This is a genomic window from Streptomyces sp. NPDC006309, assembly GCF_040613095.1.
In the GTDB taxonomy this organism is placed as follows: Bacteria; Actinomycetota; Actinomycetes; order Streptomycetales; family Streptomycetaceae; genus Streptomyces.
The window spans coordinates 355946-369050 of sequence record NZ_JBEXRO010000004.1 but is presented as its reverse complement, the minus strand read 5'-3'; the positions used below and the strand labels follow the sequence as shown (position 1 = coordinate 369050).

Below are 13105 nucleotides of genomic sequence, written 5' to 3'. Positions count from 1 at the left end.
CACGCCATATGTGCCGTCGGGGCGTTCGTTTATCCCAGCCAAGGGCGTATAACGACACAAGACGCTCAGAGGCTTGTGTGATCGGATGCCGAGGCGTCTGCCACCCGACGCGGCACCCCTCCGCTTCCGACAATGACGTTTCCTCAGGAGGACAAGTGGGACGACTCTTCGGCACGGACGGCGTGCGCGGTGTCGCCAACGCGGATCTGACGGCCGAGATGGCGCTCGCCCTCTCGGTCGCCGCGGCGCACGTACTGGCCGAGGCGGGCACCTTCGAGGGCCACAAGCCGACGGCGGTGGTCGGCCGGGACCCGCGGGCGTCCGGGGAGTTCCTGGAGGCGGCGGTCGTGGCCGGCCTGGCCAGCGCCGGCGTGGACGTCCTGCGTGTCGGGGTGCTCCCGACCCCCGCGGTGGCGCATCTCACCGGCGCGCTCGGCGCCGACCTCGGCGTGATGCTCTCCGCCAGCCACAACGCCATGCCCGACAACGGCATCAAGTTCTTCGCCCGCGGCGGCCACAAACTCGCCGACGAGCTGGAGGACCGCATCGAGTCGGTCTACGAGTCCCACCGGCACGGCGAGCCCTGGCAGCGGCCGACGGGCGCCGGCGTGGGCCGTGTGCGGTCGTACGAGGAGGGCTCCGAGCAGTACATCGCCCACCTGCTGTCGGTCCTGCCCAACCGGCTCGACGGACTGAAGGTCGTCCTGGACGAAGCGCACGGCGCGGCCTCGGGGGTCTCGCCGGAGGCGTTCGCCCGGGCGGGCGCCGAGGTCGTCACCCTCGGTGCCGAGCCGGACGGGCTCAACATCAACGACGGCTGCGGTTCGACCGACCTGACCCAGCTGAAGGCCGCGGTCGTCGCGCACGGCGCGGACCTCGGTGTCGCGCACGACGGTGACGCCGACCGCTGCCTGGCCGTGGACCACACCGGCGCGGAGGTCGACGGCGACCAGATCCTCGCCGTCCTCGCGCTGGCGATGCGGGAGCGCTCCGCGCTGCGCGCCGACACCGTGGTCGCCACCGTGATGTCCAACCTCGGCTTCAAGCTGGCCATGGAGCGGGCGGGCATCCGGCTCGTGCAGACGGCCGTGGGCGACCGGTACGTGCTGGAGGAGCTGAAGGAGCACGGGTACGCCATCGGCGGCGAGCAGTCCGGGCACGTGATCATCCTCGACCACGCCACCACCGGCGACGGCACGCTGACCGGCCTGCTGCTGGCGGCGCGGGTCGCGGCGAGCGGCCGCACGCTGCGGGAGCTGGCGTCCGTGATGGAGCGGCTCCCGCAGGTGCTGATCAACGTGCCCGACGTGGACAGGTCGCGGGTGGGCACGTCCGCGGACCTCGCCGCCGCCGTCGCCGAGGCGGAGCGGGAACTGGGGGAGACCGGGCGGGTCCTGCTGCGCCCCTCCGGCACCGAACCGCTGGTCCGGGTGATGGTCGAGGCCGCGGACATCGACCAGGCCCGGGCGGTCGCCGGGCGGCTGGCCGACGCGGTGAAGTCGGCGCTGGGCTGAGGCCGGGCAGAGGTGCCGGGGACCGCCGCCGGCGGGCAGTGGTCCCCGGCACCTCTCAGGCCGGCTGGCCCCGCCGCCGCCAGAAGAACTTCTGGGCGAGCAGTGTCAGCGTCCCGGCGACGATGATGCCGAAGAGGTTCAGCAGCAGCTGTTCCGAGGAACGCGCCGCCTGGTGGGTGTCGCTGTAGACCAGGGCCACGGCCGCGTTCGCGGCGGCGGGCACGGTCGTCACCGAGATGGCGACGCCGACCAGGGCACCCGACTTCGCGGACGTCAGCGACAGCGTGCCCGCGATCCCGGCGAGCACCGCCACGACGAACGAGAACCAGTCCGGGGCGTAGATGAAGCCGGTGTTGGGCCGGTCGCCCTCCAGCTGGGACTTGTGGAACAGGCCGACCGCGTCCATGAACAGGCTGAACGCGGAGGTCAGCGCCATGGCCGCCGCGAAGCCGACCACCAGCGCGACCACCGACCGCCACGCCAGGCGTGGACGGCGCCGGACCAGGGCCGTGCAGATACCGGCCAGCGGACCGAACTCCGGTCCCACCGCCATCGCGCCCACGATCAGGATGGCGTTGTCCAGCACCACACCGCAGGCCGCGATCATCGTGGCCAGTGTGATGAACGCGACATAGGTGAACGACAGCGTCGACTCCTCGTGGGTGGCCTCGGTCAGGCCCTCCCACAGCACCGCGTCCGCGCCCTCGCCCGGCGCCGCCTCCTCCGCCTCGTCGGCCCGGCGGGACAGGGAGAGATCGATGTCGTCGACGGCGATCGAGCCGGTCTCGTCCAGACCCAGGCGCCGCAGCCCGGCGATGAGCCCGTCACCCGCCTCGCGGGCCACGTCGCACAGGACGACGTCCCCGGCCGGATCACGGGCGGCACCCGGCAGCACGACGAGGTGGGCGGTGCCGACCGTCTCCTCGATCAGACGGATCACCTCGTCGGTCCGCTCCTTCGGGGTGATCAGACGCAGATGCAGCATGCGCCCCATCTAACAGGGCGGCTCACAGCTTGCGCAGGCGCAGGCGCTGCACCGTGTGGTCCGCGCCCTTGCGCAGGATGAGTCCGGCCCGGCCGCGGGTCGGGGCGATGTTCTCCACCAGGTTCGGCTTGTTGATGGTCCGCCACAGCATGCGGGCGTAGTCCACCGCCTCCTCCTCGGAGACCTGGGTGTACTTGCGGAAGTACGACGACGGGTCCTGGAAGGCCGTGCGGCGCAGCTTCCGGAAGCGGTTGAGGTACCAGCGCTCGATGTCCTCGGCGCTCGCGTCGACGTACACGCTGAAGTCGAAGTAGTCGGCGAGACCGACCCGGGTACGGCCGTCCTTGCCGGGCAGTGCGGGCTGGAGGACGTTCAGGCCCTCCACGATCAGGATGTCGGGCCGGCGGACGGTGAGCTTCTCGCCGGGCACGATGTCGTAGATGAGGTGGGAGTAGACCGGCGCGGACACCTCGGCCTTGCCGGCCTTGATGTCGGCGACGAAGCGGGTGAGGGCCCGGCGGTCGTAGGACTCGGGGAACCCCTTCCGCGACATCAGGCCGCGGGCCTCCAGCTCCCGGGTGGGCAGCAGGAAGCCGTCGGTCGTCACCAGCTCCACCCGCGGGTGCTCGGGCCAGCGGGAGAGCAGGGCCTGGAGCAGCCGGGCGACGGTGGACTTGCCCACGGCCACCGAGCCGGCCACCCCTATGACGAACGGGGTGCCGGACTGGGAGCCCTTCTCACCGAGGAAGGTGTTCAGCGCCCCTCTCAGGCCGTCCGTGGCGCCGACGTAGAGGTTGAGGAGCCGGGAGAGCGGGAGGTAGATGTCCCGCACCTCGTCCAGGTCGATGACGTCGCCGAGACCGCGCAGCTTCTCCACCTCCTCGGCGGTGAGCGGCAGCGGGGTCTTGTCGCGCAGCGCGCTCCACTCGGCGCGGGTGAGGTCGACGTAGGGAGTCGCCTCCGGCCTGTGCCGGTGGGCGCTCCGGGGCATCGGGGAGACCGGTGAGATCACAGTCCATTGTTAACGGAGTCTGAACGGGGTGGCGGGGTGGGGTGCGTCACGTGGTAGCCGGGGTTCAGGTCTGCCCCGCACGGGTTCGCCGTCTCGCTCGCGCTGTCGTCCGCCCGCTCCCCACCGCAAGACGGTTCCCCTCCCATACGCCGGGAGGGGAACCGTGGAGGACTCGGATCAGCTTGTCGCAGCGGCGTCCTCGACGGCCTTCACCAGGCCGTTGGCGAGCTCGAACGCGTTCTCGCGGTAGAAGCCCAGCTGGGTGTTGAAGGCCTCCTCGGACGCGAACATGCTGTGCACGGACAGGAGGACCGCGTGCAGGATGTGCAGTTCCCCGAGCGAGAGGACCACTTCCTCACCACCGCGCAACTTGTGATGGAGCTGTTCGAGTCGCTCTCTGCCGCATCCCGCCCACACAGTAAGGGCGGGTTCGCCTTCCCGCCGATAGGCGAGCCACGGCAGCAACGCACCGATGAGAGCCCGTTGGGCTCCGACGAAGCGGACGACGAAGTCAGTTCCTTCCCGGCGTACGGCTGGTCTGGTCCTCATGGAGTGCCGCCCCCGGAATCCTTCAGGACGAACCGCCCCTCGTGCACCGCCTTCTCGAACTGCTCGACGGTGTACTGATAGGCGTGGATGTTGTAGGGAGTCTTCACCACCAGCACCTTCTTGGCCGTGTCGTAGACGACCTCGGAACCCTTCGTGGTGTCACGGTACGTGAATTTCCCGCGCCATCCGGCGAGGTAGTCACCGAGTGCTTTCAGATCGTGCCCGATCCCAGGGATCTGGTGGTCGAGGGAGTTCGCACTCCCGTCATGCATCCGCTTGGCGTTGTAATCGACGCCGTCGGCGATGTCGACGCCGTACCGGGCCTCGATCTCGTCATAGAGCGCGTCGCTGAGCTCGCCGTCACAGTTGTGGACGAGAACCGGCGTGGCGCCGGCGAGTACGTAGAAGGTGTGCAGGTCGTCGACCGTGAGGTCCCAGACGGTTTGTGGCGCAGCCACCTTCCGCAGGCCGACGACCGTCTTCGAGCCACCATGCCGAGTGCTGAGCCGGTCGCCTCGGCTCAGTTCCGACACGGTCACCCAGCCCTGCCCGGCCGCGTACACCCGGTGTCCGGATGTCGTGAGTACCCGCTCACCGCCTTCGAGCGTCAGCTCGGTGAGCTGGTCCGCCCGGTGGGAGAAGGTCGCCGTGACCGGCGCTGCGCGGGTTCGCCCCGTTCGCGGGTCGGCCGCGAGCAGTCGGTCTCCCTTGGTGATCGCGTCGATGGCCTTGTGAGAGCCATCGGCCAACAGGACCTGGGTGCCTGCCGGGAAGCTGTTCGTCGGGCAGCCTGTGGAGAGTTTTTCGGCTTCCTTCTTGCCGATGCCGGCGATGACGTCCTCATCGAGGCCGGATTCCTTGAGGGCCTTCCAGGCATCGGCGATTCCGATGCCCGTCTTCACGGACGCGTCGACGGCCTTGACCGCGTCGGCGACCGCCTTGATGATCTTGCCGTCGAAGAAGGTGGCGACGTCGAAGCCGGCCCAGGCACAGTCGCCCCAGCTGCCCCCGTTGCCCGTCAGCTTCTCACCGCACCCGATGAAGTCGCCGAGAAGGATGTCGACGGGATCGATGTTCGAGTTGAACTCGACCTCTGAGATGGTGCGCTTGACCGTCTCGTACTGGTCCGGGACGACCTGGGTCTTCAGCAGCATCGTTTCCGAACCCGGGCATCCCGTGGCGGGGAGCTCCGCCAGTGTGCACAGGTAGATATCCAGCTTCACGTTGAAGTGGATCTTCGCCGTGATGACACAGTCCCCGAAGTGCACGATCGGATTGCAGTTCTTCTTGTCGATAACCTCCGGCTCCCCGATCGGCTCGATCTTCTGGGTCCAGAACACGCTGCCTATGCCGGAGGCGGTCCCGTCGGAGATCCGCTTGGCGTTCTTCTCCTGTTCGGCCCTGTCGGCGGCCTCCTGGGCCTCCGTGGCGTACTTGTCGGCGTCCTTCGCCGCCTGTTCGGCCTCGGTGGCGGCGGTGTCGGCGCGGTCGGCCGCCGCTCGGGCGTCCTTGGCGTCCTGTTCGGCCTGGGCGGCCGCGGTACGGGCGGCTTCGGCGTCGAGTTCGGCGGCGTCGGCGGAGTCGCGGGCGTCCTTGGCGTAGCCCTCGGCGTTGCCGGCGGCCTTGTCCGCTGCTGCCGCGTCGTCGGTGGCCTGCTGGTCGTAGTCGATGGTGCGGGCCAGCGAGGCCTGCGCCGCTGACGCGGCCTTGGCGGCGTCGGCCGCGTAGCCCAGGGCCTCCTTGGAATACGTACGCGCGTCGGCGGCGTACTTGGCGGCGTTCGCCGCGTGGGTGTACGCCTCCTTGGCGTCGCCCTTCGCCTGGTCGGCGAGGTTCTGCGCCGCGTCGGCCTCGGCGGCGGCGTTCTTGGCGTGCACGTCGGCGACGGCCTGCTGCTGGTCGGCGATCGACTTCGACGCCTGTCCGGTCAGCACGACCAGGCCGGCGGCGGAGTCGGTGTCGACGTAGGGCGAGCCGAGCTGGATCGCGTCGTTGGCGGGGGCGGCGACCTTCTTGGCCGCTTCCCCGGCGTCCACGGCCGCCTGCGCGGTGACGTGGGCGAACCCGGCGGCCTTCGCCGCGGCGGCCACGGCCTTGCCGGCCTCCGTGTTGGCGGCGTCGGCCTGGGTCCTGGCGTCCTTGGCGTGCTGTTCGGCCTCGTCGGCGAGCTTCACCGCCGCCTGTGCCTCGGTCGCGGCGTCCTTCGCCGCGTTGATCGCGTCGGCCGCCGCACTGGTCGCGGTCTTCACCGCCGCGTCGGCCTTCTCCTTGTCGGCCTGGGCGGCGTCCGCGTCGGAGCGGGCCCGCTTGGCGGCCGCCTCGGCGCGGGTGGCCGCGGCGTCGGCATCGGCCGCGGCCTTGGTCGCGGCGTCGGCCTCCGAACGGGCGCGGCCCGCCGCGGTTTCGGCGGCGTCGGCCGCCTTGTCCGCGTCGTTCGCCGCGGCGCGTGCGGCGTCGGCCGCGTCACCGGCGTCGAGGGAGTCGGCGTAGGCCTCCTTCGCGTCGGCCTTTGCGCGGGAAGCCGCCGCCTTCTGCTCGGCGTCCCACGCGTCGTCACGCATGGCCTTGGCGTGGTCCTTGGCCTTGACCGCGTCGTCCCGGCGGTCGTCGGCCGTCTTCTCGGCGGCCTCGGCCCTGTCCTTGGCGTCCTTCGCCTTCGTCGCCTCGGACTCGGCGTTCTTCTTGTGCTCGGCGGCTTCGGCCCGCTTGGCCGCCGCCTTCTCCTTCTCCGCCTTGGCCGTCTTCTCCTCGGCCTCGGCGGCGAGCCGCTTGGCGTGCGCGTCGGCGGCCGCCGCCTTGGCGTCGCCCTCGGCCTTCACCGTCACGGCGAGCTTGGCCTGCGCGGTCTCCTTGTCCGTCTTCGCGTTGTCCCGGTGGATCTTGGCGGCGTCCGCGGCGGCCTTCGCCTGCAACTCGGCCGTCTCCGCGGCCTTCTTGCGGAACTCCGCCTTCGACTGCGCCGCCTGCGCGAGAGCACGCTGCGCGATGGTGGCGCTGTCCCCGGCGGCGGCACGGGTGGCGGCCTCAGCCGTCTCGCCCGCCTTCTCCAGGGCCGCGAGCGCGGCAGCCGCGCCCTGGGTCACCTGGTCCTTCTGCTGACCGACCAGCAGACCCCGGCCCCGCGGCGCGCCGTTGGTGTCGGCGATGCCGTAGGCGGCCTGGACGGCCGTGTCCGAGGTGGTCGCGGCCTTCTGCGCGACGGCGAGCTGCGCCTTGAGCACGGCCAGCTGGCTCTTCGCGCCGGCCTGCGCGGCCGCGAGACCGGACTTGGCCTTGGTGAACTGCGCCGTGTCCGGATAGTCGAGCTTGCCGTCACCGGTGTGCCCCTGCGGCACGATCCGGAACTTCTGCGCGGCGGAGCCGTTGCACGTCGACAGCACCGCGTCCTTGCTGTTGTCGAACGTCGGCAGGTGCACGCACTTGCCGGTGGCCGCGTTGCGCAGCTCGCCCGCCGAGCGGATGTCGAACTTCCACTGCTGAGCCTTGGCGTTGCCGCAGTCCCGGATCTGGATCTTCGTGCCGTCAGCACTGTTGCCGTTCAGCACCTCCAGACACTTCCCCGCGTTGGCGTTCCACAGGGTGTAGCCGCCGTCGTAGGCGCCCCACAGCTGCCACTTCTGGGCGGCGCCGCCGTTGCAGGTGTAGATCTGGACCGGGGTGCCGTTGGCCTTGCCGCCGCCGGCGACGTCGAGGCACTTGCCGGCAGCACCCGGCACCTGGATGACCAGCGGCGCGTCACCGATGTAGCCGATGCCGCCGGGGGACCAGTAGTCCTGCCAGCGGGTGAGGTGGTCGGCGACCCAGGAGTGGCCCAGCATGTCGGAGAGGGCCTTGGCGCCCTTGGACAGCGCGTCGACCGCGGACTTGTCGGCGTCGACGATCTGGTTGCGCTGGGCGGCCTGGGAGGAGACCTCCTGCTGCCACTCACCGGCCGCGGTGGACGTGATGCCGTCCAGCACCCGGTCCGGGTCGAGCGGGTCACGCCAGGCGCAGGTAGCGAACCGTGTCTTCATGTCCTCGACCGCGATGCGGTACTCCGGCGTGCCGGGCTGCGGCGCGGTACGCGGGAAACCACCGGAGGTGAGGAAGATCCGGGCGTCGTCCGCGCCCGCGTTGGCGCCGCCGAGGCCGTGCATCCACTCGAAGGCGTCGTGCTCGTCCAGTGCCCGGTTCCAGTCCGGCCGGGTCGGGTCCGGGTCCTTGCCGTACAGCGGGTTGCCCAGGTCGTCGAGCGCCTTGAGCGTCTTGTCGTCGGCCTTCGGTGTGGAGTCCTCGTAGAAGTCGCTGTCGGTCTTCCAGAACCGGTCGGCGACCCAGGTGCTCAGACCCGTCTGCTCGTAGAAGGTCTGCTTGCCGTCGCCCGGCGACCCGGGCGGCCAGTGGAAGTCCGCGTCGGAGATGCCGACCGGGGTGGTCAGGCCCACGAGAGGCTTCTGCCATCCGTCCCGCTGAGCGGCGAGATCGTCCAGCTGCTTGTCCGCCGCGTCCCGGTCCTTCTTGTACGCGACGGCGAGCGGCGTCTGCTCCCAGTTCTTGCGGTCCGCCAGGACATGCAGCTTGTCGGCAGGCTGGTTCAGCCCGTCCTGCGCTGTCGCGGCCATCGACGGCCCGCCCAGCCGCAGTACGTCCGCCATCAGGCACTGGTCCTGGCGCAACTGCTCGGTGGCGGTGTCCTCGTACCAGGGGTCCGAGTCACTGACGCCTTCGGCGTCGAGGCGGACCGCGGCCGGCTGGACGGCGAGGCCGGCCAGCACCGCCAGCGTGGCCACCGAGGTCACGGCGGAGGTGAGCGTGGCGGATCTTCGGGTTCCGGGCAGCCGGAACCATGGTCTGGAACGCAACGAGGCATTCCTTTCTCGTTCAGGGGTGCGTGGCCGGACGGGCCGCCGGAGAGCCGGAGGACGCGGAGCGGTGAAGCGCCGTCGTCCTCAGAGGGCTCGGGCAGGCGTGCCGGTGGCTGGACCGATGCGTACGGACGGCTGGGCCGATGGCATGACCAGGCACCTTTCCCCGTAGGCGACGGTGTTCCCCCGGTCGCTGATGTGGCATGCGTGAGGACGGGATGGTCAGGTACCCGTCACGCGGCGCCACCCTAGGCGCAGGTGAACGCCGTCGTACAGGGAGTTCTTCGGTGCGGGTGGGGGTGGCCGGAATGCATCGATGTCCCGGTCCGTCACCTCCGGCTCGCCGAGCCCGGTGTTTGTGGAGCTCCTGTGCGCGAGAGCGCAACCTTGGCGTACCTGGACCACAGGGAGATGGCTGATTCCCGCCTGCGGACGTCACCTGGCCCGGGCGTCCGACGGCTGCGCGCTCCCCGGTGGATTTCCGATTTCGGGCACGCGCCGACGGTTTCGTGCCGTCATCCGCCCGTAGGCTGCCGCTCATGTGCGGAATCGTGGGATACGTAGGGTCGCAGTCGGCGCTCGATGTCGTGATGGCCGGGCTGAAGAGGCTGGAGTACCGGGGGTACGACTCGGCGGGTGTCGCCGTGCCGGCGGACGGCGGGCTGGCCGCCGCGAAGAGGGCCGGGAAACTGGTCAACCTGGAGAAGGAACTGGTCGACCGGCCGCTGCCGGCGGGCTCGACCGGCATCGGGCACACGCGCTGGGCCACGCACGGCGGCCCCACGGACGCCAACGCCCATCCGCACCTGGACAACGCGGGCCGGGTCGCCGTCGTCCACAACGGCATCATCGAGAACTTCGCCGCGCTGCGGGCGGAACTGGCCGAGCGGGGGCACGAGCTGACCTCCGAGACGGACACCGAGGTGGTCGCCCACCTCCTCGCCGAGGAGTTCTCGGCGACCGCCGACCTGGCCGAGGCCATGCGGCTGGTGTGCCGGCGGCTGGAGGGCGCGTTCACACTCGTCGCGGTGCACGCCGACGAGCCGGACGTGGTCGTCGGCGCGCGCCGCAACTCCCCGCTCGTGGTGGGCGTTGGGGAGGGCGAGGCGTTCCTGGCCTCCGATGTCGCCGCGTTCATCGCCCACACGCGCTCCGCGATCGAACTGGGCCAGGACCAGGTGGTGGAGCTGCGCCGCGACGGTGTCACGGTGACCGGGTTCGACGGCCGCCCGGCCGACGTCCGCTCCTACCACGTGGACTGGGACGCCTCCGCCGCCGAGAAGGGCGGCTACGACTACTTCATGCTCAAGGAGATCGCCGAGCAGCCCAAGGCGGTCGCCGACACCCTGCTCGGACGCATCGACCCCGTCGGCTCGCTGACCCTGGACGAGGTGCGGATCAGCCCCTCCGAGCTGCGCGAGATCGACAAGGTCGTGATCGTCGCCTGCGGTACGGCCTTCCACGCCGGCCTGATCGCCAAGTACGCCATCGAACACTGGACGCGGATCCCGTGCGAGGTGGAGCTGGCCAGCGAGTTCCGCTACCGGGACCCCATCCTCGACGCGCAGACGCTGGTGATCGCCATTTCCCAGTCCGGCGAGACCATGGACACCCTCATGGCGCTCCGGCACGCGCGCGAGCAGGGCTCCAAGGTGCTGGCGATCTGCAACACCAACGGCTCGACGATCCCCCGTGAGTCCGACGCGGTGCTGTACACGCACGCGGGCCCCGAGGTCGCCGTCGCCTCCACGAAGGCGTTCCTGACCCAGCTGGTCGCCTGCTACCTGGTCGCCCTGTACCTGGGCCAGGTCCGCGGCACCAAGTGGGGCGACGAGATCCAGGACGTGGTCAGGGAGCTGTCCCGGATCTCGGTGGAGGTCGAGCGGGTCCTGGAGACCATGGAGCCGGTACGCGCACTGGCCCGCACGCTGGGCGACAAGAACACGGTGCTCTTCCTGGGCCGGCACGTGGGCTACCCGGTGGCGCTGGAGGGCGCGCTCAAGCTGAAGGAGCTCGCCTACATGCACGCCGAGGGCTTCGCGGCGGGTGAGCTGAAGCACGGCCCGATCGCGCTGATCGAGGAGGACCTGCCGGTGGTGGTGGTCGTGCCGTCGCCGCGCGGCCGGTCCGTCCTGCACGACAAGATCGTGTCCAACATCCAGGAGATCCGGGCGCGCGGCGCGCGGACCATCGTCATCGCGGAGGAGGGGGACGAGACGGTGGTCCCGTACGCCGACCACCTGATCCGCATCCCGGCCACGCCGACGCTGCTCCAGCCGCTGGTGGCCACGGTGCCGCTCCAGGTCTTCGCGTGCGAGCTGGCGACGGCCCGGGGCAACGAGGTGGACCAGCCCCGGAACCTGGCGAAGTCGGTGACGGTGGAGTGAGCGGGCGAGGGGCGAACGGCCGGCCGCCGTCCGCCCCTTGTCCGGCTACCCCGCGCGAGTCACCAGTTGATGCAGGACTTCGGGACCCAGCCGTTCTTCTTGTCGCCGCCGTAGTACCACAGGTTGCTCTTCTTGCCGCAGGCCGTGTACGAACCGCCCTTGTAGGCCTTGCCGTCGTTGCAGACCGCGCCCTTCTTGCCCTTGCCCCAGATGCCGACGGCCGTGGCCGTCGTCCTCGGCGAGGTGCGGACGTTGACGGTCTCCTTGGCCTTGACGTTGATGATCGCCTTGCTGCAGTCCCTCGGCAGCGTGGCCGCGGAGGCGGTGCCGGCGGTGGCGACGGCGCCGGTGAGGGCCGTGCCGATGAGGGCGACGGTGGTGAGCGCGGTGCCCAGAGACTTCAACTTCAAGGCGGATTCCTCCCGTTGTGCGCGATGGCGTCCGTGCGGACACGGATCACCGGACACCAGGAAGACTAAGGCCCGCGGACCCTTGTCATGATCGCGGGTTTTCAGTGCACCGAGAAGCCGCCGTCCACGTGGACCGACTGGCCCGTGACGTAAGCGGAGGCGCGGCTCGCGAGGAAGACGGCGGCGCCCTCGAAGTCCTCGGCGAGGCCGTTGCGGCCGGCCAGGGTGCGCGCGGCCAGCGCCGACACCTTCCCGGGGTCGGCCGACAGCCGGGCGTTGAGCGGGGTCATCACGAAGCCCGGCACGAGCGTGTTGCAGGTCACCCCGTACGGCGACCAGGCCTCCGCCTGCGAGCGCGCCAGTGACTCCAGCCCGCCCTTCGAGACGCCGTACGCGCCGCTTTGCACGAACGCCCGGTGTGCCTGCTGGGAGCTGATGTGGATGATCCGGCCGAAGCCCCGCCCGGCCATACCCGGCCCGAACCGCTGCCCCAGCAGGAACGGGGCCTCCAGGTTCACCGCCAGCGTGGCGTCCCACACCTCCTCGTCCAGCTCACCCATCGGCGGACGCAGGTTGATCCCCGCGGAGTTGACGAGGATGTCCGGCTCCCCGAAGATACCCGCCGCCTCCTCGGCGACCGCGCGCACGCCCTCCCGGGACCCCAGGTCACCGCTGACCCAGGCCGCCCGGCAGCCCTCGGCGGCCAGCTCGGCGACGGTCGCGGTCAGCTGTTCCTCCCCGCGCGCCACGACCACCACCCGGGCCCCGGCCCGTGCCAGCGCACCGGCAACGGCCCGGCCGATACCGGAACTGCCGCCGGTCACCAGGGCGGTGCGGCCGTCGAGGGAGAACAGCTCGGAGAGGTACGAGGGGGAGGAAGGCATGGCGGAAGCGTAGGCGAGCGCGGGGGAGCGGTGCGGCGGCCGGCTCGGGCCCGGATGGCCGGGCACGCCGTGCCGTCGCGGTGGACGGACCGGCGGGGCCGCGGTCGTAGGGTGCACGGCATGAGCATCATCGGGGTGGGCATCGACGTCGCCGAGATCGACCGGTTCCGGGCGTCCCTGGAGCGGACCCCCGGGCTGGCCGACCGGTTGTTCGTGGAGCGCGAGCTGCTGCTGCCCAGCGGGGAACGGCGGGGGATCGCCTCGCTCGCGGCGCGGTTCGCCGCCAAGGAGGCCCTGGCGAAGGCGCTGGGGGCGCCGCCCGGTCTGCACTGGACCGACGCCGAGGTGTTCGTGGAGGACAGCGGGCAGCCCCGGCTGCGGGTGAAGGGGACCGTGGCCGCGCGGGCCGCGGAGCTGGGTGTGCGGGCGTGGCACGTGTCGCTCAGTCATGACGCGGGCGTCGCCTCGGCCGTGGTGGTCGCCGAGGGCTGACCCGTGCGGCGCCCCGGGTGTGGGCGGC

The 13105-nt window shown here is 71.0% G+C and carries 9 protein-coding genes; 3 read left to right on the top strand and 6 right to left on the bottom strand.

The window, feature by feature from the left end; all coding sequences use genetic code 11:
- Window positions 1-155 precede the first annotated feature (155 nt).
- A complete protein-coding gene (gene glmM / locus ABZ117_RS08665; RefSeq protein WP_356818706.1) occupies window positions 156-1514 on the top strand; it encodes a phosphoglucosamine mutase in 1359 nt (452 codons plus the stop codon).
- Between the two features lie 55 nt (window positions 1515-1569).
- On the opposite strand, the gene ABZ117_RS08660 is transcribed toward glmM, so the two are convergent.
- The 4 genes from ABZ117_RS08660 to ABZ117_RS08645 all read right to left on the bottom strand — a co-directional run bounded on the left by ABZ117_RS08660 (window position 1570) and on the right by ABZ117_RS08645 (window position 8694).
- Window positions 1570-2499: a DUF389 domain-containing protein gene (locus ABZ117_RS08660; protein ID WP_356818704.1), complete on the bottom strand. Its 930-nt coding sequence runs from the start codon at window positions 2497-2499 to the stop codon at window positions 1570-1572.
- Window positions 2500-2521: 22 nt separating this feature from the next.
- Entirely contained in the window at window positions 2522-3490 is a 969-nt protein-coding gene (gene coaA / locus ABZ117_RS08655; RefSeq protein ID WP_356818838.1) for a type I pantothenate kinase, read from the bottom strand.
- Between the two features lie 198 nt (window positions 3491-3688).
- Complete coding sequence (locus ABZ117_RS08650; RefSeq protein WP_356818702.1) at window positions 3689-3880, bottom strand: hypothetical protein; 192 nt, start codon at window positions 3878-3880, stop codon at window positions 3689-3691.
- A gap of 176 nt (window positions 3881-4056) precedes the next feature.
- Window positions 4057-8694 carry an RICIN domain-containing protein gene (locus tag ABZ117_RS08645; protein ID WP_356818836.1) on the bottom strand — a complete coding sequence of 1546 codons (4638 nt, stop codon included), beginning with the start codon at window positions 8692-8694 and terminating at the stop codon, window positions 4057-4059.
- A gap of 749 nt (window positions 8695-9443) precedes the next feature.
- On the opposite strand from ABZ117_RS08645, the gene glmS reads away from it, so the two are divergent.
- Window positions 9444-11291, top strand: a complete 1848-nt coding sequence (glmS, locus tag ABZ117_RS08640; RefSeq protein WP_356818700.1) for a glutamine--fructose-6-phosphate transaminase (isomerizing) — start codon at window positions 9444-9446, stop codon at window positions 11289-11291.
- A 59-nt stretch (window positions 11292-11350) separates the two neighbouring features.
- Here the strand turns inward: glmS and ABZ117_RS08635 are convergent, their stop codons facing one another.
- Together ABZ117_RS08635 and ABZ117_RS08630 are read right to left on the bottom strand one after the other, a co-directional pair.
- Complete coding sequence (locus tag ABZ117_RS08635; RefSeq protein ID WP_356818698.1) at window positions 11351-11701, bottom strand: hypothetical protein; 351 nt, start codon at window positions 11699-11701, stop codon at window positions 11351-11353.
- A gap of 101 nt (window positions 11702-11802) precedes the next feature.
- Window positions 11803-12585, bottom strand: a complete 783-nt coding sequence (locus ABZ117_RS08630; protein WP_356818696.1) for an SDR family oxidoreductase — start codon at window positions 12583-12585, stop codon at window positions 11803-11805.
- Window positions 12586-12705: 120 nt separating this feature from the next.
- Here ABZ117_RS08630 and ABZ117_RS08625 point away from each other — a divergent pair, with 120 nt between their 5' ends.
- Window positions 12706-13077, top strand: coding sequence for a holo-ACP synthase (locus tag ABZ117_RS08625; protein WP_356818695.1), 372 nt, complete (start codon window positions 12706-12708; stop codon window positions 13075-13077).
- Window positions 13078-13105 lie beyond the last annotated feature (28 nt).